At 72.0% G+C, this 21881-nt stretch carries 18 protein-coding genes and 3 pseudogenes; 13 read left to right on the top strand and 8 right to left on the bottom strand.

The features are described from left to right. Positions 1-57 precede the first annotated feature (57 nt). The gene (locus ABZ899_RS01025; RefSeq protein ID WP_361339523.1) at positions 58-630 is read right to left on the bottom strand and encodes a hypothetical protein; all 573 of its coding nucleotides are present in this window, start codon (positions 628-630) and stop codon (positions 58-60) included. Between the two features lie 126 nt (positions 631-756). Between ABZ899_RS01025 and ABZ899_RS01030 the strand changes: the two genes are divergently transcribed. Further along, positions 757-1344: a TetR/AcrR family transcriptional regulator gene (locus ABZ899_RS01030; protein WP_361338897.1), complete on the top strand. Its 588-nt coding sequence runs from the start codon at positions 757-759 to the stop codon at positions 1342-1344. Between the two features lie 24 nt (positions 1345-1368). Here ABZ899_RS01030 and ABZ899_RS01035 read toward each other — a convergent pair whose 3' ends face one another. Both ABZ899_RS01035 and ABZ899_RS01040 read right to left on the bottom strand, forming a co-directional pair. Continuing rightward, positions 1369-2718, bottom strand: a complete 1350-nt coding sequence (locus ABZ899_RS01035; protein WP_361338900.1) for a hypothetical protein — start codon at positions 2716-2718, stop codon at positions 1369-1371. 79 nt (positions 2719-2797) lie between these two features. Further along, positions 2798-3208, bottom strand: coding sequence for an ATP-binding protein (locus ABZ899_RS01040; RefSeq protein WP_361338903.1), 411 nt, complete (start codon positions 3206-3208; stop codon positions 2798-2800). 253 nt (positions 3209-3461) lie between these two features. Between ABZ899_RS01040 and ABZ899_RS01045 the strand changes: the two genes are divergently transcribed. The 4 genes from ABZ899_RS01045 to ABZ899_RS01060 all read left to right on the top strand — a co-directional run bounded on the left by ABZ899_RS01045 (position 3462) and on the right by ABZ899_RS01060 (position 8300). Beyond that, positions 3462-4265: a helix-turn-helix transcriptional regulator gene (locus ABZ899_RS01045; RefSeq protein WP_361338905.1), complete on the top strand. Its 804-nt coding sequence runs from the start codon at positions 3462-3464 to the stop codon at positions 4263-4265. An 8-nt stretch (positions 4266-4273) separates the two neighbouring features. Then, the gene (locus tag ABZ899_RS01050; protein WP_361338908.1) at positions 4274-4450 is read left to right on the top strand and encodes a DUF397 domain-containing protein; all 177 of its coding nucleotides are present in this window, start codon (positions 4274-4276) and stop codon (positions 4448-4450) included. 39 nt (positions 4451-4489) lie between these two features. Then, the gene (locus ABZ899_RS01055; RefSeq protein WP_361338910.1) at positions 4490-6745 is read left to right on the top strand and encodes an ATP-dependent RecD-like DNA helicase; all 2256 of its coding nucleotides are present in this window, start codon (positions 4490-4492) and stop codon (positions 6743-6745) included. A 265-nt stretch (positions 6746-7010) separates the two neighbouring features. Further along, the gene (locus ABZ899_RS01060) at positions 7011-8300 is read left to right on the top strand and encodes a citrate synthase (RefSeq protein WP_361338912.1); all 1290 of its coding nucleotides are present in this window, start codon (positions 7011-7013) and stop codon (positions 8298-8300) included. 616 nt (positions 8301-8916) lie between these two features. Here ABZ899_RS01060 and ABZ899_RS01065 read toward each other — a convergent pair. The 3 genes from ABZ899_RS01065 to ABZ899_RS01075 form a co-directional block, all read right to left on the bottom strand. Next, positions 8917-11196, bottom strand: a complete 2280-nt coding sequence (locus tag ABZ899_RS01065) for a heavy metal translocating P-type ATPase (RefSeq protein ID WP_361338915.1) — start codon at positions 11194-11196, stop codon at positions 8917-8919. Positions 11197-11203: 7 nt separating this feature from the next. Next, on the bottom strand, positions 11204-11443 hold the full coding sequence (locus tag ABZ899_RS01070) for a cation transporter (protein WP_361338918.1): 240 nt from the start codon (positions 11441-11443) through the stop codon (positions 11204-11206). Positions 11444-11607: 164 nt separating this feature from the next. After that, a complete protein-coding gene (locus tag ABZ899_RS01075; RefSeq protein WP_361339526.1) occupies positions 11608-12288 on the bottom strand; it encodes a TetR/AcrR family transcriptional regulator in 681 nt (226 codons plus the stop codon). Positions 12289-12493: 205 nt separating this feature from the next. Between ABZ899_RS01075 and ABZ899_RS01080 the strand changes: the two genes are divergently transcribed. Both ABZ899_RS01080 and ABZ899_RS01085 read left to right on the top strand, forming a co-directional pair. Continuing rightward, positions 12494-14734, top strand: coding sequence for an MMPL family transporter (locus tag ABZ899_RS01080; protein WP_361338920.1), 2241 nt, complete (start codon positions 12494-12496; stop codon positions 14732-14734). Between the two features lie 52 nt (positions 14735-14786). Continuing rightward, on the top strand, positions 14787-15839 hold the full coding sequence (locus ABZ899_RS01085) for a zinc-dependent alcohol dehydrogenase family protein (RefSeq protein WP_361338923.1): 1053 nt from the start codon (positions 14787-14789) through the stop codon (positions 15837-15839). On the opposite strand, the gene ABZ899_RS01090 is transcribed toward ABZ899_RS01085, so the two are convergent. Together ABZ899_RS01090 and ABZ899_RS01095 are read right to left on the bottom strand one after the other, a co-directional pair. Continuing rightward, the gene (locus tag ABZ899_RS01090; RefSeq protein ID WP_361338925.1) at positions 15811-16422 is read right to left on the bottom strand and encodes a GNAT family protein; all 612 of its coding nucleotides are present in this window, start codon (positions 16420-16422) and stop codon (positions 15811-15813) included. The genes ABZ899_RS01085 and ABZ899_RS01090 overlap by 29 nt on opposite strands. A gap of 52 nt (positions 16423-16474) precedes the next feature. Further along, the gene (locus tag ABZ899_RS01095) at positions 16475-16675 is read right to left on the bottom strand and encodes a MerR family transcriptional regulator (RefSeq protein ID WP_361338928.1); all 201 of its coding nucleotides are present in this window, start codon (positions 16673-16675) and stop codon (positions 16475-16477) included. Between the two features lie 405 nt (positions 16676-17080). On the opposite strand from ABZ899_RS01095, the gene iolC reads away from it, so the two are divergent. The 6 genes and pseudogenes from iolC to ABZ899_RS01125 all read left to right on the top strand — a co-directional run bounded on the left by iolC (position 17081) and on the right by ABZ899_RS01125 (position 21791). After that, the gene (gene iolC, locus ABZ899_RS01100; protein ID WP_361338930.1) at positions 17081-18031 is read left to right on the top strand and encodes a 5-dehydro-2-deoxygluconokinase; all 951 of its coding nucleotides are present in this window, start codon (positions 17081-17083) and stop codon (positions 18029-18031) included. After that, positions 17965-18129 (top strand): annotated as a pseudogene (locus tag ABZ899_RS01105) (deoxyribose-phosphate aldolase); the annotation flags it as partial. The gene iolC and the pseudogene ABZ899_RS01105, both read left to right, overlap by 67 nt. A 120-nt stretch (positions 18130-18249) precedes the next feature. Continuing rightward, a pseudogene (locus tag ABZ899_RS01110) lies at positions 18250-18363 on the top strand (5-deoxy-glucuronate isomerase); the annotation flags it as partial. A gap of 38 nt (positions 18364-18401) precedes the next feature. Then, positions 18402-18680, top strand: a pseudogene (locus tag ABZ899_RS01115) (3D-(3,5/4)-trihydroxycyclohexane-1,2-dione acylhydrolase (decyclizing)); the annotation flags it as partial. 14 nt (positions 18681-18694) lie between these two features. Beyond that, entirely contained in the window at positions 18695-20197 is a 1503-nt protein-coding gene (mmsA, locus tag ABZ899_RS01120; RefSeq protein ID WP_361338933.1) for a CoA-acylating methylmalonate-semialdehyde dehydrogenase, read from the top strand. Positions 20198-20393: 196 nt separating this feature from the next. Next, on the top strand, positions 20394-21791 hold the full coding sequence (locus ABZ899_RS01125) for an APC family permease (RefSeq protein WP_361338936.1): 1398 nt from the start codon (positions 20394-20396) through the stop codon (positions 21789-21791). The last annotated feature ends 90 nt before the right edge of the window (positions 21792-21881 follow it).

Raw genomic sequence — 21881 nt, forward strand, 5'->3', positions numbered from 1 at the left:
CGAGACCAAACCTTTACCGGCGGGTGGCCGACTCGAGAGCCCGGCCACCCGCGCGCGTCAGACGGCCCGCCGGGTGCGGCCCAGGCGCAGGGCGGAGACGAGGAAGAACACCCCGCCGAGGAAGGCGTATCCGGCCAGGGCGCCGAGCGAGGGGTCGGCCTGGCCCGCCTGTCCGAAGAACGACGCTCCGGCGAGCGTGGAGATCCCGCCGCTTGCGATCATGGCCCACTGCCCGCCCATCCGGCGCCGGGAGACGCCGACGAGCAGCTGGACGAGGCCCGCGGTGATCGCCCACACGCCCCAGACGCGCAGCACGGCCGGGATGCCGGAGGCGGCGGCGACGGCGAGGCCGATGCCGGTGAGGGCGCTGAGCGCGATGTTCAGGTACAGCTGCCGTACGGGGCCGCCGTTCTCGCGGGCGGACCGGAGGTCGACGACGGCGCAGGCCACGTCGAACAGCGGATAGATCACGAGCAGGGCCCCGGCCGCCGGAGTCAGGCTGCCCGCGGTCGCGAACAGCAGGGCGGCCCACACGGCGGCGAACGCGAAGCGCAGCAGGTACAGCTTGCGCAGGGCGGCGGTGGCGTCGGTGGCGTCGGTGGCGGGGGAGGTGTCGAGGGCGGTGTCCATGGCGGGCCTTCCGGTGGCGTGGGACGTCTGCATGAGGGAGAACGTTCGGTCTCTTTATTAGGGGCGCGGACCGTGACATCTGTCAAGACCGAACGTTCTCCCTCATGGCTTGGTAGCCTCGGGGCCATGAGTGAGGGCACAGCGAAACGGGGCACGTCGGGCGGCGTGTCGGAGGCGCGGACACGGCTCCTCGGCACGGCGACGAAAATCTTCTACGCCGAGGGCATCCACTCCGTCGGAGTCGACCGGATCATCGCCGAGGCGCAGGTGACCCGCGCGACGCTCTACCGGCACTTCACGGGCAAGGAGGAACTGGTCCTCGCCTATCTGGACCTGGCCCACCAGGGGATCCGGGCACAGGTGGGAGCCGCGCGGGAGAGCGCCGCGTCCCCGGCCGACGAGGTCAGGGCGGTGGCCCGCTCCATAGCGGAGGGCATCCGCTCGCCCGGCTTCCGCGGGTGCGCCTTCCTCAACGCGGTGGCGGAATACCCCGACCCGTCCCATCCGGTCCACCAGGCCGTCCTGGCCCACCGGCAGTGGTTCCTGGAGACGGTGACGGAGCTGCTGGCACGGGCCGGCCACGAGCCCGCCGACGAGGCCGGCCGGCATGTCGTCATGCTCCGGGACGGCGCGATGGCGGCGGGGTGCCTGTTCGATCCGGAACTGGTCTGCGAGACGTTCTTGCAGGGGGTGGAGGGCGTCCTCGCCTCGTGAACCCTCCTGGGAGCGGCCCCGGCGTCAATCGACGGGTGTGATGAGGCCGTTGTCCCGGCTCCACTGCCAGATCGCGTCCCACCGGTGGTCGTACTCGTGGACGGCGCCGGCGCTGCGGATCCGGTGGTACGCGTCGACCGTGCGGGGGTCGTCCCGCAGGGCCAGCCCGTAGCCGGCCTCCAGCACCGTCGGGGGATCGCCGCTTTCGAGGAGCGCGGCCAGGCTGCCGGCGACGGCGGCCGTACGGTCCGGGCAGGACGCCAGGAGGGCCGCCGCCGCGGCGTGCAGCTCGGGATCCGCTTCCTCGACCAGCCGGAGCAGTCGCGGTACGGCCTCCCGGACGAGGTCGGCGTCGCCCACGGCCGTGCGGCAGGCGCCGAGCCGCACCTGGGCGTCCGGGTCGCGGAGAAGGGCGCGCAGGGTCGGGCGGCCCCGGGGTGCCGGGCGGGCGTCGTCTCCGAGGGGGAGGAAGAGGGCGGGCACCGCCCGGCGCACCTCCACGTCGGGGTGTGCGGCGTGGCGCAGCCCGGCGGCCTGCCGCCCGGGGTGGTCGAACTCGTCCAGGGCTCGCAGCACCCGCGCGAGCGTGGCGGGGTCGGCCTCCTCGGCGGCCCAGGCACTCAGGACGTCGCCCTCGCGCCGCGCGTACGGCGAGTCGTCCGCGAGGATTCCGCGGACGCGCAGGTAGTCCGCCAGGAAGCGGCGGTGCGCCGGGGCGGGGTGGTGCCGGTGGGCCACCACGGCCGACCAGGTCTCCTCGCTCCGCCGGTCGAGAAGGACTCGGAGCACTTCCCACCAGGTCGCGTGGTCCTCCTCCGGAACGGCGGTGGCCCGGGTGATCAGCTCATCGACCGGGGTCAGGATCCGGAAGGCCCACTCCAGGGCGGTGAGGATGCCGGCGTGGCCGTCCCGGACGGACAGGCCGCCGAGGGACACCTGGTGGGTGAAGTGGAAACCTTCGGCGTCGTCGGGGAGACGGACCGCCTCCACCGGCCCCTGTGCTCCGGTGCGGCGCCGCAACTCCTCCTCGACGCCGGTCTCGTGCCAGGCCGTGGCGAGAGCGAGGAGCCGCTCACGCGTCTCCTCGGGAAGGCGCAGCCGGGGTTCGCGGCCGAGGACGGCCGTGGCGACGGCGGGGGAGCCGCCGTCGACGGCCCGCCACAGCGGGGTGGTCCCGTCCGGCAGCACGCGGTCGGGATCGGCCCCGCCGTCGACCAGCGCACCGGCGACGACGGAGTCGAAGGCGGCGACGGCCGTACACAGCACGGGGAGCCCGTCCGCCCCGGCGGTGTCCGGATCGGCGCTCTCGTTCAGCGACTCCTGTACGGCCACGGGGTCTCCGGCCCGGACGGCGTCCACCAGCGGTCGGCTCAAGCGGCTCTCCCTCGTGCGAGACGAAACGTCGAGCATCGGCCGCCCTTACGCGCCGGGCAACTGGATTTCGTACGGCCGGTCAGCCCGCCGCCAGCTCACACCAGACGTACTTGCCCCGGTTGCCGTCCCGGGCCGAGGGCTGCCACCCCCACACGTCGGCGCAGGCCCGCACGAGGGCGAGGCCGCGCCCGTCCTCGTCGTCGGCGGTGTGCGCGAACGCGCGGGGCGGTCGCGGGGGTTCGGGGTCGGCGTCCCAGGCCCCGATGCGCAGAGTGCCGGGCGGTGCCCAGCGCACGCGGAGGGCGGCGGGGCCCTTGGCGTGCCGTACGGCGTTGGAGACCAGTTCGGCGGCGAGCAGTTCGGCGACGTCCACGAGTCCGATGAGCCCGTGCATGGTCAGGATCAGGCGCAGGGTGCGGCGACTGACGGTGACGGCACGGAGGTCGTTGGGGAGGTGGAGGGAGTACTCCCAGGGGGCGCTCTCGGGCATGCGAAGTCCGTCTCGGTGAGGGGGGATGGGATGGGCGGGCCCCGGTGTCATTGCCGCCTCCGTCAGGGCGTGACGGGGCGGTGCGCTTCCGGATGCCGGTTTCGCAAGGTGCTCGCTGCGTCACAGACAGTAGATATAAATCTAGAGATGCGGCAAGCCGGTCGCGTAATCTGACCCCGAACGGGTCGCGCCTGGGGGCGCGTTGGTCCAGAGGGCGGTAGAGGCTTTGAGGCGCGAACCAACAGCACGGCAGATGCGGCTGGCGACGGAACTGCGCCGACTCCGCGAAGCGGCGGGCCTCACGTCACGCCAGGCAGCGGCCCTGCTGGGGGTGAGCCCGGCCCAGATCACCCACATCGAGTCCGCTCTCGCGGGCGTCAGTGAGAAGCGGCTGCGCCGGCTGGCGGCGCACTACGCCTGCACGGACGAGGAGTTCGTGGACGCGCTGGTCGCGATGGCGACGGACCGGACGCGGGGCTGGTGGGAGAAGTACCGCGGGCTGCTGCCGACGTCGTTCCTGGATCTGTCCGAGCTGGAGCACCACGCGTGCTTCCTCCGCCATGTGGCCATCCTGTATGTGCCGGGACTTCTGCAGACCGAGGACTACTCGCGCGCCGTCTTCTCGTCCCGGCTCCCGGAACTGACAGCCGAGGAGCTGGAGCTGCGGATCGAACACCGGAAGGCGCGTCAGCGGTTCGACATCCCCTACGAGGCGGTGATCCACGAGGCGGCACTTCGCATCCGGGTCAGCGACCGGGCCACCTCAAGAGCACAGCTCGTGCGGCTCCTGGAGCTGTCGGAAGCGCCTCACATCACTGTGCGTGTCATCCCCTTCGACCTGGACGGTTTCGCCACGGCCTCCAGCGCGATGACCTACATCGGTGGGGCCGCGCCCCGGCTGGACACGGTGGCACGCGACGCTCCTCACGGTGCCCTGCTGGTCGACTCGGAGCCTCAACTCCAGCTCTATCGAACGCGTTTCCGTAAGGTAGAAGACCAATCGCTGGAACCGAGCCGATCGCGTGACCTCATCCACAGGTTGGCGAAGGAGCTGTGAGGCATCCCATGGACAACTGGCGCAGGTCGACCTACTCGGGCGAGGGCGACGGCAATGAGTGCGTGGAGATAGCGAACTCGACGAGCCGTGTGGCCGTCCGCGACTCCAAGGCCCCCGCCCGCGCCACCCTCACCTTCCCGGCCCCCGCCTTCGACCGGTTCCTCGCCGCGGTCAAGAAGGACTGAGGCATCCGGACTGTCACACCCCACCGGTACCGTCGGATCATGTCCAACCAGTCCGCACCGGCCGACGGGGAACGCCGGCTCGCCACGCTCGAAGGCGTGCTGGAGCGCATCACCTACGCCAACGAGGAGAACGGCTACACGGTCGCCCGCGTCGACACCGGCAGGGGCGCCGGGGATCTGCTGACCGTCGTCGGCGCGCTGCTGGGCGCGCAGGTGGGGGAGTCGCTGCGGATGGAGGGCCGCTGGGGCTCGCACCCGCAGTACGGCAAGCAGTTCCACGTCGAGAACTACACGACCGTGCTGCCCGCCACCGTCCAGGGCATCCGGCGTTACCTCGGCTCGGGCCTGGTCAAGGGCATCGGCCCGGTCTTCGCCGACCGCATCACGCAGCACTTCGGCGTGGACACGCTGCGGATCATCGAGGAGGAGCCGAAGCGGCTCATCGAGGTGCCGGGGCTCGGGCCCAAGCGGACGAAGAAGATCGCCGACGCCTGGGAGGAGCAGAAGGCGATCAAGGAGGTCATGCTCTTCCTCCAGACCGTCGAGGTGTCCACGTCGATCGCCGTGCGCATCTACAAGAAGTACGGCGACGCCTCCATCTCCGTCGTGAAGAACGAGCCGTACCGCCTCGCCGCCGACGTCTGGGGCATCGGCTTCCTCACCGCCGACCGGATCGCCCAGTCCGTCGGCATCCCGCACGACAGCCCGGAGCGGGTCAAGGCCGGTCTGCAGTACGCGCTGTCGCAGGCCACCGACCAGGGCAACTGCTACCTCCCCGAGGAGCAGCTGATCAAGGACGCGGTGAAGCTCCTCCAGGTCGACACCGGCCTCGTCATCGACTGCCTGGCCGAGCTGGCGCAGGTCCCGGAGGACGGCTCGGACCCCGGTGTCGTACGGGAGAAGGTGCCGGGCCCCGACGGCGCCGCCGAGCCGGTGACGGCCGTCTACCTGGTGCCGTTCCACCGGGCGGAGCTGTCCCTGTCCGCACAGCTGGTGCGGCTGCTGCGCACCGACGAGGACCGGATGCCGGGCTTCGGCGACGTCGACTGGGAGAAGGCGCTCGGCTGGCTCAGGGCCCGCACCGGCGCCGACCTCGCGCCCGAGCAGGAGGCCGCCGTCAAACTGGCCCTGACCCGGAAGGTCGCCGTCCTGACCGGCGGACCGGGGTGCGGCAAGTCCTTCACGGTCCGCTCGATCGTGGAGCTGGCGCGGGCGAAGAAGGCGCGGGTGGTCCTCGCCGCCCCCACCGGCCGGGCCGCCAAGCGCCTGGCCGAGCTGACCGGCGCCGAGGCGTCCACCGTCCACCGCCTCCTGGAGCTCAGGCCCGGCGGCGACGCGGCGTACGACCGGGACCGTCCGCTGGAGGCCGACCTGGTCGTGGTCGACGAGGCGTCCATGCTGGACCTGCTCCTGGCGAACAAGCTGGTCAAGGCCGTACCGCCGGGCGCCCACCTGCTGTTCGTCGGGGACGTGGACCAGCTGCCCAGCGTCGGCGCCGGCGAGGTGCTCAGGGATCTGCTCGCCGACGGCAGCCCGGTCCCGGCCGTGCGGCTCACCCGCGTGTTCCGCCAGGCCCAGCAGTCCGGGGTGGTCACCAACGCGCACCGGATCAACGCCGGGCAGCACCCGGTCACCGACGGCATGAAGGACTTCTTCCTCTTCGTGGAGGACGACACCGAGGAGGCCGGCCGCCTCACCGTGGACGTGGCGGCCCGGCGCATCCCGGCGAAATTCGGCCTCGACCCGCGCCGGGACGTGCAGGTCCTGGCCCCCATGCACCGCGGACCGGCCGGGGCGGGCACGCTCAACGGCCTGCTCCAGCAGGCGGTCACACCCGGGCGCCCCGACCTGCCGGAGAAGCGCTTCGGCGGCCGGGTCTTCCGTGTCGGCGACAAGGTCACCCAGATCCGCAACAATTACGAGAAGGGGGAGAACGGCGTCTTCAACGGCACCGTGGGCGTGGTCACCTCGCTCGACCCGGTCGACCAGCGCCTGACGGTGCTGACGGACGAGGACGAGGAGGTGCCGTACGACTTCGACGAGCTGGACGAGCTGGCGCACGCGTACGCGGTGACCATCCACCGCTCCCAGGGCAGCGAGTATCCCGCCGTGGTGATCCCCGTCACGACCGGAGCATGGATGATGCTCCAGCGGAACCTGCTGTATACGGCGGTGACCCGCGCCAAGCGCCTGGTCGTCCTGGTGGGCTCGCGCAAGGCGATCGGTCAGGCGGTGCGCACGGTGTCGGCGGGGCGGCGCTGCACGGCGCTCGACTTCCGGCTCGCGGGCGGCTGAGCGGGCCGTCCGGCCCTCACGCGGAGCCCTCCCCGGCCTGCGGTTTCGTAAGACCGTGAAAAAAATGATCGATCAAATGAGTCGTGAAGGTCACAGACATCTTCCGGATGGGCAAGACAGGGGGCAGGATGGCAGGTTGGCGGCACTCAGTGCCGTCAATAGGCCCAATGGTCGACCCCGAGTGCACTCTCCTGAGCCGAATGGGGGAGGGTAGAGACAGTCAGGGCAACCTCGAAGATGAGGCACAACGTCGGTGAGGGAAGACGTGAGCGACAACTCTGTAGTAGTGCGTTACGGCGACGGCGAGTACACCTACCCGGTGATCGACAGCACCGTCGGCGACAAGGGCTTCGACATCGGCAAGCTCCGCGCCCAGACCGGTCTGGTGACGCTGGACAGCGGCTACGGCAACACGGCCGCGTATAAATCCGCCATCACCTACCTCGACGGCGAGGCGGGCATCCTCCGCTACCGCGGCTACCCGATCGAGCAGCTGGCCGAACGCTCCACCTTCCTGGAGGTCGCCTACCTGCTGATCAACGGCGAACTGCCGACGGTCGACGAGCTCTCGTCGTTCAAGAACGACATCACGCAGCACACCCTGCTGCACGAGGACGTCAAGAACTTCTACAAGGGCTTCCCGCGCGACGCCCACCCGATGGCCATGCTGTCCTCGGTCGTCTCGGCGCTGTCCACCTTCTACCAGGACAGCCACAACCCGTTCGACGAGACGCAGCGCAACCTCTCGACGATCCGGCTGCTCGCGAAGCTTCCGACGATCGCCGCGTACGCGTACAAGAAGTCGATCGGGCACCCGTTCGTCTACCCGCGCAACGACCTCGGCTACGTCGAGAACTTCCTGCGCATGACGTTCTCGGTGCCGGCCCAGGAGTACGAGCTCGACCCGACCGTCGTCTCGGCGCTGGACAAGCTGCTGATCCTGCACGCGGACCACGAGCAGAACTGCTCGACCTCCACGGTCCGCCTGGTCGGCTCGTCGCAGGCGAACATGTTCGCCTCGATCTCCGCCGGCATCAACGCCCTGTGGGGCCCGCTGCACGGCGGCGCCAACCAGTCGGTGCTGGAGATGCTCGAGGGCATCCGCGACGCCGGCGGCGACGTCGACTCCTTCATCCGCAAGGTGAAGAACAAGGAGGACGGCGTCCGCCTGATGGGCTTCGGCCACCGGGTCTACAAGAACTTCGACCCGCGCGCCAAGATCATCAAGGCCGCCGCGCACGACGTCCTCTCCGCTCTCGGCAAGTCCGACGAGCTGCTGGACATCGCGCTCAAGCTGGAGGAGCACGCGCTCTCCGACGACTACTTCGTCTCGCGCAGCCTCTACCCGAACGTGGACTTCTACACCGGCCTCATCTACCGGGCCATGGGCTTCCCGACCGAGATGTTCACGGTCCTGTTCGCCCTGGGCCGGCTGCCGGGCTGGATCGCCCAGTGGCACGAGATGATCAAGGAGCCGGGTTCCCGCATCGGCCGCCCGCGCCAGATCTACACGGGCGTCGTCGAGCGCGACTTCGTCCCGGTCGAGGAGCGCTGAGCCGCCCCCTCCGCGTCCTGGAGCCCCGTGTCCGACCCTGGTCGGGTGCGGGGCTTCCGTACGTCACGGAGGCGTCGCGGGAGACAGGGAGCGTGGCATAGAAGAAGGCGCCCTGGCGGCGGTCCCCCCACGGGCCGACGTCCAGGGCGCCTTCCCATGTCCCGGTGCGGATTCCCCCCACGGGATCCGGCCGGGCGTCTGTGAGGACAGCGCCTGAATCGCTGTTGAGCACAATGAGCGGAACTCGACGTACTCATGTATGCGGTTGTTCTGTGCGGTCTGCCGGGACAGCGCACGCTCGGGAGGGCCGCTCAAAGCTTCCCGAGATGCGTGCCCCGGCAACGCAACTCCGAGGAAGTCCCCCAAGACATCCTCAGATGCCAGTGGGCGCCCCCCAAGACGCCGCCTGACATCGCCAACTTAGACCCTCGAACCCCTTCGATGGTTACGTTCACATCACTGTGATCTGCGTCTCTTGCATATGTCCGTTAGATGCGCAAGAGCCCCGATACGGCGATCGGGTCCCCAGCGTAAGGATGATGCGTGAGCCTTGTGAAGAGCTTATGTGAGCCTGGCGGCGGACTCCAGGGGGGTCCGGGGTGTTCTTCCTACGAATTCACCGGAACGTTCGCAGACGCAGACTGTTGGTCACCACGAACACGGACGAGAAGGCCATCGCCGCGCCCGCGATCATCGGGTTCAGCAACCCGGCCGCGGCCAGGGGCAGCGCGGCGACGTTGTAGCCGAAGGCCCACACCAGGTTGCCCTTGATGACGGCCAGGGTCCGCCGGGACAGCCGGATCGCGTCCGCGGCCACCCGCAGGTCACCGCGGACCAGGGTCAGATCGCTCGCCTCGATCGCCGCGTCCGTGCCCGTGCCCATGGCCAGACCCAGATCGGCGGTGGCGAGCGCCGCCGCGTCGTTGACGCCGTCGCCCACCACGGCCACCGACCGCCCCTCGCGCCGCAGCCGCCGTACGGCCTCCAGCTTGTCCTCGGGCAGGACCTCCGCGATCACCTGATCGATACCGACCGTGTGCGCGACCGCCTCGGCCACCCGCCGGTTGTCCCCGGTCAGCAGCACCGGTGTGAGCCCCAGCGCGCGCAGCGCGCGCACCGCCTCGGCGCTGCTCTCCTTCACGGTGTCCGCGACCGCCAGGACACCCCGTGCCACCCCGTCCCAGCCGACCACGACGGCCGTACGGCCCTCCCGCTCGGCCTCCTCCGCGGCGCGGGCCAGCTCGGAGGGCAGGGCCGCCGTGTTCTCGGCGAGGCGGCCCACGGCGACGTCATGGCCCTCCACACGCCCGCGTACACCCTGCCCGGGAACGTTCGTGAAGTCCTCCACCGCGGGCAGCCGTCCGGCCCGTTCCTCGGCGCCCGCGGCGACCGCGCGGGCCACCGGGTGCTCCGAGGCGTGCTCCACGGCGCCCGCGAGCCGCAGCAGCGTCTTCTCGTCCACTCCGTCGGCGGCGTGCACGCCCTGGAGCGTCATCCGGCCCGTGGTGACCGTGCCCGTCTTGTCCAGCAGGACGGTGTCGACGCGGCGCGTGGACTCCAGCACCTCGGGACCCTTGATGAGGATGCCGAGCTGCGCGCCGCGCCCCGTGCCGACCATGAGGGCCGTGGGTGTGGCCAGGCCCAGCGCGCACGGGCACGCGATGATCAGCACCGCGACGGCGGCGGTGAACGCGGCGGCCGTGTCGTCGGTCGCGCCGAGCCAGACGCCGAAGGTGGCGACCGCGAGGGCGACGACCACGGGCACGAAGACGGCGGAGATCCGGTCGGCGAGCCGCTGGACCTCGGCCTTGCCGCTCTGTGCCTCCTCCACCAGCTTCGCCATGCGCGCCAGCCGCGTGTCCGCGCCGACCCGGGTCGCCTCCACGACGAGCCGGCCGCCCGCGTTGACCGTGGCCCCGGTCACGGCGTCCCCGACGCCCACGTCGACCGGCGCCGACTCCCCGGTCAGCAGGGCGGCGTCCACGGCGGAGGCGCCCTCCACGACGGTGCCGTCGGTGGCGATCTTCTCGCCGGGCCGTACGACGAACCGGTCCCCGACGGCCAGCCGCGCCACCGGGACGCGGACCTCACGTCCGTCCCGCAGGACGCCGACGTCCTTCGCACCCAGCTCCATCAGGGCGCGCAGCGCGTCACCCGCGCGGCGCTTGGCCCGTGCCTCCAGATGGCGGCCGAGGAGGATGAAGGTGATCACCCCGGAGGCGACCTCCAGATAGATCTGGGAGGCGCTGTCCCCGCGGGACACGGTGAACGTGAAGCCGTCGCGCATCCCGCTCATACCGGCGTCGCCGAGGAACAGGGCCCACAGCGACCAGCCGTACGCGGCCAGCGTGCCGACCGAGACCAGGGTGTCCATGGTGGCGGCGCCGTGCCGGGCGTTGGTGAACGCGGCCCGGTGGAAGGGCAGTCCGCCCCACACCACGACCGGGGAGGCGAGGGTGAGCGCCAGCCACTGCCAGTTGTCGAACTGCAGGGCGGGGACCATCGACAGCAGGACGACCGGCAGGGACAGCAGCGCGGAGACGGTCAGGCGCTGCCGGTAGGCGTCCGGCCCGGTGTCCTCGGGGGTCGCGGCGGGCTCCTCGGGCGCGGGCCGGGGCGGCTCCGGCTCGCGGGCGGTGTACCCCGTCCGCTCCACGACGGCGATCAGGTCGGTGACGGAGACGCCGGCGGGGTGGCTGACCTTCGCCTTCTCGGTCGCGTAGTTCACCGAGGCGGTCACGCCGTCCATGCGGTTGAGCTTCTTCTCGACGCGGGCCGCGCAGGACGCGCAGGTCATCCCGCCGATGAGCAGCTCGACCTCGGAGGCGGCGGCGGTCCCGGCGGCGGCCGCCGGAGCCTCGGCTATGTCCGGTTCGCCGGTGGTGGTGCGGGGCATGGCGGGATCAGATCCGGCCGACCAGTTCGAAGCCGGCCTCCTCGACGGCCTCGCGCACGGCGGCGTCGTCCAGCGGGGCGGCCGAGACCACGGTGACCTCGCCGGACGCGGCGACGGCCGTCACGGAGCTGACGCCGGACAGCTCGGAGATCTCACCGGACACGGCCCCTTCGCAGTGCCCGCAGCTCATGCCGCTCACCTTGTAGACGGCGGTGACGGAACCGGTGGTGTCGGTCTGGGCGGTCATGTCGTTCTCCTCGTCGAGGCGTGTGGGGCGGAGGGGGCCGACGGGGTCCCCTTCCCCAGCAACCGTATACCCCTATGGGGTACTGCTCAAAGAGGGGTCGAGCCTGTCGGTGCAGCACGCTTGTTCGGTGGGTACCGCGCTGACGCGCCGGGATGCCGGGCCCCTCACGTCGCGGGCAGGGGCCCCTGGGCGTCCGCGTGGCCCATCCGGTCGCCGACCAGCGGCCCGAGGTAGCGGATCAGGACATGCTTCAGCTCCCGCACGTACGCCTCGCGCTCGGCGCCCTCGTGGGCGAGGACCAGTTCCAGGCCCGTCTTGTACAGGCCCAGGCACATCTGGGCGGTGCGGTTGAGTTCGGCCGGGTCCGCGCCGGGCAGCAGCGAGGAGAGCAGGGCCTCGACACGCCCCAGCAGGGTCGCGTGCAGGGCGTCGTGCTCCTCCGCCATCCGGCCGGGGATGTCCGGGCCGTGCATCAGGGTGAAGAACACCGGATGCTCGCAGTTGAACGCGATGAACCGGTCCACGGCCGCGGTGACCGCCTCCTCCAGAGAGGTCGTGGGGTCGACCGGGGCGAGCGCCTCGCCGTACGTCTCGCGCATCTGCCGCATGAGGCGCCCGCCCAGCTCGATGGCGATCGCCTCCTTGTTCGGGAAGAACTGGTACAGGGTGCCCGGCGAGACGCCGGCCTCGCGGGCGATGGCGTTGGTGCTGGCCGCCGCGTAGCCGGTGGTCGCGAAGACGGCGGCCGCGGCCTCCAGCAGCTGGGCGATACGGCGCTCACCGCGGGCCTGACGGCGGCGCGGCTGCTCCTTCTCCTGGCTGTCCCGGCCGTCCTGGCTGTCCAGGCCGTCGCGGCCGTCCTGGCCGTCCTTCTCCCGGTTGGCGGACACGCGTCATCCCCAGCTTTCCGAACGCGATTGACAAACGCGAGTCACCGCTCGCATTCTTGTAAACGCGAGCGATCGCTCGTGTTTGCCAGTCTATGGCAGTGACGCTTCCATGCTGCCCTCCTTGCGCACCACCGGATCAGGGTGAAGGGGACACCGCACCATGAAGGACGCCGACAGCTCACCCCGGGTCGGAGGCTGGACCCGCTTCGTGACGGCCCGGCCCCGGCTGTCCCTGCTGGTGGCCCTGGTGGTCACCGCGCTCGCCGTGCTGGCCGGCAGCGGGGTCGCCGACCGCCTGGGCAGCGGCGGCTGGGAGGACCCGGACGCCGAGTCCACCTACGCCACCCGGGCCCTGGAGCGGGCGTTCCCCGCCTCCCAGCCCAACCTGCTCCTCCTGGTCGACGCGGGCGAAGCCTCCGTCGACGCCCCCGCGGTCGCCGCCGAGGCCGAGAGGCTCGCCGCCCGCCTGGCGCGCGAGAAGGGTGTCGTCGGAGTCGGCTCCTACTGGCGGGCGGACCCCGCCTCGGCCCCCGCCCTGCGCGCCGAGGACGGGCACGAGGCGCTGATCGCCGCCCGCATCACCGGCGACGAGAAGCAGATGGGCGAGACCCTGGACCGCATCGCGCCCGAGCTGCGGGGCGCGCACGGGCCGGTGCGGGTGTCCGTCGGCGGCCCCGTCGCCGTGCGGCACGAGATGCAGACGACCATCCAGGAGGACCTGATCCGGGCCGAGGTGATCGCCCTGCCGGTCACCCTCGTGCTGCTCGTCATGGTCTTCGGCAGCGCCGTGGCGGCCCTGCTGCCCCTAGGTATCGGCATCGTCGCGATCCTCGGCACCAACGCGGTGCTGCGCGGGCTCACCGAGCTCACCGACGTGTCCGTCTTCGCCATGAACCTCACCACGGCCCTCGGCCTCGGACTCGCCGTGGACTACGCCCTGTTCATCGTCCGCCGCTTCCGCGAGGAACTGGCCGCCGGGGCGGAACCGCTGACGGCGGTCGGCACCACCCTGCGCACCGCCGGGCGCACCGTCCTGTTCTCGGCGCTCACGGTCGCCGTCTCCCTCGCCGCGATGCTGCTCTTCCCGCAGTACTTCCTGCGGTCCTTCGCCTACGCCGGTATCGCGGTGGTCCTGCTGGCCGCGGCGGCCGCCCTGATCCTGCTCCCGGCGGCCCTGATCCTGCTCGGGCACCGGGTCAACGCGCTCGACCTGCGCCGGCTCTTCCGGCGTGGACGGCCGCCGGCCGCCGAGGGCGCCGCGCGCGCCCAGGGCGGGGCGTGGGCCCGTACCGCGCGGGTCGTCATGCGCCGCGCCCCCTTCTTCGCCCTCGGCACCACCGCGGTGCTGGTCCTGCTCGGGCTGCCCTTCCTGGGCGTGAAGTTCGGCACCGCCGACGACCGGCAGCTTCCGTCGAGCGCCGAGTCCCATGTCGTCCAGCAGCACATCCGCGACGGCTTCCCGGGCAGCCCCGGCGGCGGCCTGGAGGTGCTCGCCGAGGGGCGGGCCACCCCGGCCGAGTACACCGCGTACAAGGAGCGGATCTCCGCGCTGCCGCAGGTGCTCCGGGTCGACGGGCCCCTGGTGCGGGAGGAGACGGCGTACTTCACCGTGCTGCCCGAGGGCGAGGCGGTGGACGACCCGGCCCAGGCCCTCGTGGACGAACTGCGCGCCGTGCCGGCGCCGTTCGACACCAAGGTGACCGGGGCGGCGGCGGTGCTCGTCGACTCCAAGGACGCCATAGCCGAGCGCCTGCCGGCGGCGGCCGCCTTCATCGCCGTCGTCACCCTGCTGCTGGTGTTCCTGCTGACCGGCAGCGTGCTGATCCCGCTCCAGGCCGTGGTGCTCAACGCGCTCAGTCTGACGGCGATGTTCGGCGCGGTGGTCTGGGTCTTCCAGGACGGGCACCTGTCCGGCCCGCTGGGCTTCACCAGCCCCGGCTCGATCGAGACGACCCTGCCGGTGCTGATGTTCTGCGTCGCCTTCGGACTCTCCATGGACTACGGCGTGTTCCTGCTGTCCCGCATCAAGGAGGAGTACGACGCGACCGGCGACCACGAACAGGCCGTCCGGCACGGGCTGCAGCGCACCGGCGGCCTGATCACCGCCGCCGCCGTGATCCTCGCGGTGGTGATGGTCGCCATCGGCACCTCCCGGGTGACCAACACCAAGATGCTCGGCCTCGGGATCGCGCTGGCGGTGCTGATGGACGCGATGATCGTCCGCAGTCTCCTGGTCCCGGCGGTCATGCGGCTCACGGGCCGGGCGACCTGGTGGGCACCGGGACCGCTGCGACGGTTCCACGAGCGCTTCGGCGTGAGCGAGTCCGACGGCCCACCGGCGGGCGCGGCGGCCGTCGAGAAGCCGGACCGGGTGCGGGACAAGGTGACCGCACGCGGATAGCGTGACGCGGGCCCGCCGGGGAGCGGGAGTCCGAGGGCCGAAGGAGTCGGGGATGCGCGCAGTGGTGTTCGAGCGGTTCGGGGAGCCGGCACGGGTGCGGGACGTGCCCGACCCGGCCCCCGCGCCGCACGGCGTGACCGTGCGGGTCGAGGCGACCGGCCTGTGCCGCAGCGACTGGCACGGCTGGCAGGGGCACGACCCGGACATCGCGCTGCCGCATGTCCCGGGCCATGAGCTGGCCGGGGTGGTCGAGGCCGTCGGCGACCGGGTGACCGGCTGGCGGCCCGGCGACCGGGTCACCGTGCCGTTCGTCTGCGCCTGCGGATCGTGCGGGGCGTGCGCGGCGGGCGACCAGCAGGTGTGCGAGCGGCAGACCCAGCCCGGCTTCACCCACTGGGGCTCCTTCGCCCAGTACGTGGCCCTGGACCACGCCGACGTCAACCTGGTCGCCGTGCCCGAGGAGATGTCCTTCGCGACGGCGGCCTCCCTGGGCTGCCGGTTCGCCACCGCGTTCCGGGCGGTCGTGCGGCAGGGACGGGTCGCGGCGGGGGAGTGGGTCGCCGTGCACGGCTGCGGCGGGGTCGGCCTGTCCGCGGTGATGATCGCGGCGGCCTCCGGCGCCCGGGTCGTCGCCGTCGACGTGTCACCGCACGCCCTGGACCTGGCACGAAAGTTCGGGGCGGCGGAGTGCCTGGACGCGTCCGGCACCCCCGACACCGCGGCGGCCGTCCGCGACCTCACCGGCGGCGGCGCGCACCTGTCCCTGGACGCCCTCGGCTCCCCGGTCACCTGCGCCGCCTCCGTCGGCTCGCTGCGCCGCCGCGGCCGGCACGTCCAGGTCGGCCTGCTCCCCTCGGAGTCCGGCACGACCCCCGTCCCCATGGCCCGGGCGATCGCCCTGGAACTGGAGATCCTCGGCAGCCACGGCATGGCGGCGCACAGCTACCCGCCGATGCTGGAGCTGGTGCGGGCCGGTGTGCTGCGGCCGGATCTGCTGGTGACGTCGACGATCCCACTGGACGACGTGCCGGGCGCGCTGGAGGCGATGGGAGCGGCGCCGGGCGCCGGGGTGACGGTCATCGAGCCGTGGAACCGGACCCGCTGAGAGGGGGGAGGTCCGGGAGATCCGGGTGCCCCCGATGGGCCGCCCACTCCCGTGCGAGCATCGCCATCAGCACCCAGTCCATCCACCGGCCGTCCCGGAAGTCGGCCTCCCGCCGCACGCCCTCCCGCACGAAGCCGACCTTCTCGTAGACCCGCAGGGCGCGGGCGTTGTGGCCGTACACCTCAAGCTCGATCCGGTGCAGACCGAGCTGCTCGAAGCCGTGGCCGACGATGAGCCGGGTGGCCTCGGTGCCGAGCCCCTGCCCGCGCCCGCGCGGCCCGATGAGCGTGCGGAACGTGCAGCCGCGGGCGCGCGCGTCCCACTCGTACAGCACGACCTCGCCGACGAGTTCGCCGGTGGCCCGGTCGGTGACGGCGAGATCGAGACGGTCGGTCTGCTCGGACCGCGAGCCGTACCAGGAGCGCAGCCGCTCCTTTGTCAGCTCGGCGGGGGGTTCGCCGGTGAAGCGGACGACGTCGGGATCGTCGATGATCTCCGCCATGACGGCGGCGTCGTCCGCCGTGAAGGGCCGCAGCACGGTCCGTTCGCCGGTCAGCACGGGTTTGACGGAGAAATCGCTCATGGACACGACTGTGCCCCACGGGTCGGGTGGGGCACAGGTGGTTTTCCGGGGGTCAGTCCGGCCTCAGGCCCCGGTTGCGGGGCCGAGACGCCACCCAGGCGCGGACGGTGTCGGCGTACCAGAAGGGCTTGCCGCTCTCGACGTGGTCGGGCGGGGGAAGCAGTCCGTGTTTGCGGTAGGAGCGCACGGTGTCCGGCTGCACCTTGATGTGCGCCGCGATCTCCTTGTACGACCAGAGCATTCGGTCGGTCATCGGTGGCACCTCCTCGCGCGCGCCGCGGTGGCGACCGGGGGCCGGCCGTCGGGGGGACCGGGCGCTGCGCCTGGCGTTCACAAGCCTGTGTCCGGTCAACGACACTCCGTGACGACGGGCAGGGCCTGTGCGCCGGGTGTGACGCACGTCCCGCGGACATGCGACATGTGTGACACGGAGGTGGTGTTTGTGACAGGCGTGCAGCAAAGGCGCACGCGGGCGTACCGGCGCGGCGTGTTGACACCCGGGCCGTTCGCCTGCGCCTCGCCGACCCGCGTTCGCGGCGCCCTCGTTCGAATGTCTGGACAAAACATTGACATGCCCTCCCGGGCGGGCTACAAAGCCGTGGAGGGCCGCCTCGCTGCGCCGGCCCGCGACTCGTGACGAGGGAGACCGAGGGCACCGATGGCGTACGACGTGATCACCATGGGCCGGATCGGGGTGGACCTCTACCCGCTGCAGACGGGGGTCCCGCTGCCGCAGGTCACGTCCTTCGGCAAGTTCCTCGGCGGCTCGGCGGCCAACGTCGCGGTCGCCGCCGCCCGCCTCGGCCGCCGGACCGCCGTGATCACCCGCACCGGCGACGACCCCTTCGGCACCTACCTCCACGAGGCCCTCCAGGGCTTCGAGGTCGACGACCGCTGGGTCACCGCCGTCCCCGGACTGCCCACCCCCGTCACGTTCTGCGAGGTCTTCCCGCCGGACGACTTCCCGCTGTACTTCTACCGGCAGCCCAAGGCCCCCGACCTGGAGATCGACGCCCACGAGCTCGACCTCGACGCCATCCGCGACGCACGCGTCTTCTGGGTCACCGGCACCGGCCTGAGCGAGGAGCCCAGCCGGACGGCGACGCTCGCGGCCCTCGCCCACCGCGCCAAGTCCGGCGTCACGGTCCTCGACCTCGACTGGCGCCCCATGTTCTGGAAGGACCCGGAGGCGGCCCGCCCGTTCTACGCCGAGGCGCTGAAGCACGCCACCGTCGCCGTCGGCAACCTCGACGAGGTGGAGGTGGCGACCGGCGTCCGCGAACCCGACGCCGCCGCCCGCGCGTTGCTGGACGCCGGGGTCGAGGTCGCCGTCGTCAAGCAGGGCCCCAAGGGTGTCCTCGCCGTCGACCGGGACGGCGGCCGGGCGGAGGTGCCGCCGCTCCCCGTGACGGTCCTCAACGGCCTCGGCGCCGGTGACGCGTTCGGCGGCTCCCTCTGCCACGGCCTGCTGGAGGGCTGGGACCTGGAGAGGGTCATGCGGCACGCCAACGCGGCCGGCGCCATCGTCGCCTCCCGCCTGGAATGCTCCTCCGCCATGCCGGCACTCGGCGAGATCGAGGCCGCGCTCGCCGCGGGGGCCGTCCGGTGAGCGTCGACGTCGCGGAGCTCTTCCGGCCGCGCCCCCGACACCCGCGGGCCGTCGCCGAGGCGGCGGCCCGCCGGCCCCTGCCCGGCGACTCCGGCCGGCGGCGTGGCCGCCGCCGTGGACACGGCCCTGGGGCTGCTGTGAGCCCGCCATGACGACGGGCCGGACGCCCGGCCGCGCAGGCGCGTGGACCGTCCGGCCCGGCACGACGCCGGCCCGCCCCTCGTGGCGCCGGCGCACCGAACGCCTCCGGCGCGGCAGGCCGCTTTGCTTTGGCAGGAGCGAAGAGCGAGCGACGACTCCCCGCCCGCTACGGCCCCGCGCCGGAGGTCCCCGACCCGGATGGGGAGGACACGGCCGTACGGGAGGAACGACGGGCGCCCCGCCCCCCGTCGGCCCGGCCGCCGGCGCCACCGGCCCCGGTACGCGGGTGCCGCGCGCGAGGACCGTACGGGACCCGCGAGAGGCGCCCGCCGCCGACACTCCCACATGTGTCTACGCCGGGACCGAAACGGCCGACACTGTGTCGGGCCCGCCACCCGCGCGGGCCTGGTGGGATGTACCTGTGGCCGAGACCGCGACCGGAGCGTCGGCGGTGAAGGCCCGAGAGCTGTACGAACGGCACGTGTCCTCCCGACGCCGCCATCTGTGAAGGAGTAACCGGGCATGACGAAGATCGTCAACCACTGGATCGGCGGGAAGACCGCCGAAGGCGCCTCGGGCACGTTCGGGCCGGTCACCGACCCGGCGACCGGCGCGGTCACCACGAAGGTCGCCTTCGCCTCCGTCGAGGAGGTGGACGCGGCGGTCGCGGCCGCCAAGGAGGCGTTCCTGACCTGGGGCCAGTCCTCGCTGGCGCAGCGCACCTCGATCCTGTTCCGGTTCCGCGCGCTGCTGGACGCGCACCGCGACGAGATCGCCGAACTGATCACCGCCGAGCACGGCAAGGTGCACTCCGACGCCCTCGGCGAGGTGGCGCGCGGCCTGGAGATCGTGGACCTCGCGTGCGGGATCACCGTGCAGCTCAAGGGCGAGCTGTCCACGCAGGTCGCCAGCCGCGTCGACGTGTCGTCGATCCGGCAGCCGCTGGGTGTCGTCGCCGGCATCACGCCCTTCAACTTCCCGGCGATGGTCCCGATGTGGATGTTCCCCATCGCCATCGCGTGCGGCAACACCTTCGTGCTCAAGCCCAGCGAGAAGGACCCGTCGGCCTCGGTCAGGCTCGCCGAGCTGCTGGCCGAGGCCGGCCTGCCCGACGGCGTCTTCAACGTCGTCCACGGTGACAAGGTGGCCGTGGACCGGCTGCTGGAGCACCCGGACGTCAAGGCCGTCTCCTTCGTCGGTTCCACGCCGATCGCCCGCTACATCCACACCACCGCCTCCGCCAACGGCAAGCGGGTGCAGGCGCTCGGCGGTGCCAAGAACCACATGCTGGTCCTGCCGGACGCCGACCTGGACGCGGCCGCCGACGCCGCCGTGTCGGCCGCCTACGGCTCCGCCGGTGAGCGCTGCATGGCCATCTCCGCGGTGGTCGCCGTCGGCGCGATCGGCGACGAGCTGGTGGAGAAGATCCGCGAGCGCGCCGAGAAGATCAAGATCGGTCCCGGCGACGACCCGGCGTCCGAGATGGGCCCGCTGATCACGGCCGTGCACCGCGACAAGGTGGCGTCCTACGTGAAGGGCGCGGCCGACGAGGGCTGCGAGGTCGTGCTCGACGGCACCGGCTACACCGTCGACGGCTACGAGGACGGGCACTGGATCGGCATCTCGCTGCTCGACAAGGTGCCCACGTCCGCGAAGGCGTACCAGGACGAGATCTTCGGCCCCGTCCTGTGCGTGCTGCGCGCCGAGACGTACGAGGAGGCCCTGGCCCTCGTCAACGCCTCGCCGTTCGGCAACGGCACCGCGATCTTCACCCGGGACGGCGGCGCCGCCCGCCGCTTCCAGCTGGAGGTCGAGGCCGGCATGGTCGGCGTGAACGTCCCGATCCCGGTCCCGGTCGGCTACCACTCCTTCGGCGGCTGGAAGGACAGCCTCTTCGGAGACCACCACATCTACGGCAACGACGGCACGCACTTCTACACCCGCGGCAAGGTCGTCACCACCCGCTGGCCCGACCCGGCCGACGCCCCCACCGGCGTCGACCTGGGCTTCCCGCGCAACCACTGATGCCGCACCCGGGGCCGTCCGCGATGCGGACGGCCCCGTTTTTTTGGGCGGGCCCGCTGCGGTTCCCGCAGCTGCGAAACCCGTACGGCGCGGGCCTTGATGCGACGTTAACGCGCGAAATCATGATCACGAACAACTGATTCCGTAGCTGAACACCCATTGACGTGACGGTTTCCGTCGATGTTGCATCCCCCTCGTGACCGACACCCTCACCCCCGCCGAGGCCCCCGCCGCCGAGGCGCCGGGCAGTCCCCGGCAGCTCAAGCGCTCCATCGGCGTGGTCGGCGGCACGCTGCTCACGCTCTCCTGCGTGACCCCCGCGTCCACGCTCTTCGTGGTCGTCCCCGACCTCTTCGGCTCGCTCGGCACCGCCACCGCCCTCACCATCGCGGTCGGCTCCCTGCTGTGCGTCGCCGTCGCCTTCTGCTACGCGGAGCTCGGCACCCTCATCCCGAGCGCCGGCGGCGAGTACGCGATGGTGTCCACGCTCGCCGGACGGCTCGCGGGCTGGCTGGTGTTCGTGCTCTCCCTGCTGGTCGTCATGGTCGTACCGCCCGTGATCGCGATGGGCACCGCCGACTACCTCGCCCCGATCGCCCACCTCGACCCCGCCCTCACCGGCGCCGGCGTCATGCTGCTCGCCACCCTCGCCGGCCTGCTCGACCTGCGCGCCAACGCCTGGATCACCGGCGTCTTCCTGGTCCTGGAGGTCATCGCGGCGGCCGTCGTGGCCGTTCTGGGCTTCGCCCACGCCGAGCGCGGCCCCGCCGGCCTGGCCTCCCTGGAGGTGGCCGGCGCGGACGGCCGCACCGACACGGTGACGGCGCTGCTGGTCGTCTCCGGGCTCGCCATCGCCCTGTTCATCACCCAGGGCTTCTCGACCGCCGTCTACCTCTCCGAGGAGCTGGAGAACCCGCGCCGCAACGTCGCCCGCACGGTCCTGGCCACCCTCGCCATCTCCACCGTCATCATCCTGGTGCCGGTCGTCGCCATCACCCTGGGCGCCTCGGACGTCGCCGAGCTGACCGGCGGCGACATCTCCGCCATGGTCACCGCCTGGTCGAACTCCGCCGTCGGCACCTTCGTCAGCCTCTGCGTGGCACTGGCCATCGTCAACGCGGGCATCGTCATGGTCATCCAGAACTCCCGCGTGCTGTTCGCCTCGGCCCGCGACAAGGCATGGCCCCGGCCGGTCAACGAGGGCCTCGCCCGCCTCGGCCGCTTCGGCTCGCCGTGGGTCGCCACCCTCGCCGTCGGTGTGCCCGGCGCCGCCCTGTGCTTCGTCAACCTCGACACCCTGTACGGCGTCACAGGCGTCTCGGTCACCGGGATGTACCTGCTCGTCGCCGTCGCCGCCCTGCTCGCCCGGCGCGGGCGGCACCACCACACCTCCGCCTGGCGGATGCCGCTGTGGCCCGCGGTGCCGGTCGTGCTGATCGTGGTCCTCGGTTACATCCTCACCCAGCAGGAACCCGTCCATCTGGCGTGGACCGGCGGCATCACCGCCGTCGCCACCCTCTACTGGGCGCTGTACCTGCGCCCGCGCCGCACCACCCGCTGGCTGGTGACCCTGCCGGACGACGCCCGGGACTGACCGGCGTACCGCGGCTGGTGTACGCGGACGGCACCGCGTACGTCCACAGGAGGTGACGGAGTTCGGTCCCTGGTCGGCAACCGACCGACA

Origin of the sequence: Streptomyces sp. NPDC046859, assembly GCF_040645135.1 — a bacterium.
Taxonomy (GTDB): Bacteria; Actinomycetota; Actinomycetes; order Streptomycetales; family Streptomycetaceae; genus Streptomyces.

What these genes read in the sequence shown, in the direction of transcription:
- ABZ899_RS01025 (WP_361339523.1), bottom strand. Translation starts at nt 630, where the DNA reads ATGGACACCGCCCTCGACACCTCCCCCGCCACCGACGCCACCGACGCC.
- ABZ899_RS01030 (WP_361338897.1), top strand. Translation starts at nt 757, where the DNA reads ATGAGTGAGGGCACAGCGAAACGGGGCACGTCGGGCGGCGTGTCGGAG.
- ABZ899_RS01040 (WP_361338903.1), bottom strand. Translation starts at nt 3,208, where the DNA reads ATGCCCGAGAGCGCCCCCTGGGAGTACTCCCTCCACCTCCCCAACGAC.
- ABZ899_RS01045 (WP_361338905.1), top strand. Translation starts at nt 3,462, where the DNA reads ATGCGGCTGGCGACGGAACTGCGCCGACTCCGCGAAGCGGCGGGCCTC.
- ABZ899_RS01050 (WP_361338908.1), top strand. Translation starts at nt 4,274, where the DNA reads ATGGACAACTGGCGCAGGTCGACCTACTCGGGCGAGGGCGACGGCAAT.
- ABZ899_RS01055 (WP_361338910.1), top strand. Translation starts at nt 4,490, where the DNA reads ATGTCCAACCAGTCCGCACCGGCCGACGGGGAACGCCGGCTCGCCACG.
- ABZ899_RS01065 (WP_361338915.1), bottom strand. Translation starts at nt 11,196, where the DNA reads ATGCCCCGCACCACCACCGGCGAACCGGACATAGCCGAGGCTCCGGCG.
- ABZ899_RS01070 (WP_361338918.1), bottom strand. Translation starts at nt 11,443, where the DNA reads ATGACCGCCCAGACCGACACCACCGGTTCCGTCACCGCCGTCTACAAG.
- ABZ899_RS01080 (WP_361338920.1), top strand. Translation starts at nt 12,494, where the DNA reads ATGAAGGACGCCGACAGCTCACCCCGGGTCGGAGGCTGGACCCGCTTC.
- ABZ899_RS01085 (WP_361338923.1), top strand. Translation starts at nt 14,787, where the DNA reads ATGCGCGCAGTGGTGTTCGAGCGGTTCGGGGAGCCGGCACGGGTGCGG.
- ABZ899_RS01090 (WP_361338925.1), bottom strand. Translation starts at nt 16,422, where the DNA reads ATGAGCGATTTCTCCGTCAAACCCGTGCTGACCGGCGAACGGACCGTG.
- ABZ899_RS01095 (WP_361338928.1), bottom strand. Translation starts at nt 16,675, where the DNA reads ATGACCGACCGAATGCTCTGGTCGTACAAGGAGATCGCGGCGCACATC.
- iolC (WP_361338930.1), top strand. Translation starts at nt 17,081, where the DNA reads ATGGCGTACGACGTGATCACCATGGGCCGGATCGGGGTGGACCTCTAC.
- mmsA (WP_361338933.1), top strand. Translation starts at nt 18,695, where the DNA reads ATGACGAAGATCGTCAACCACTGGATCGGCGGGAAGACCGCCGAAGGC.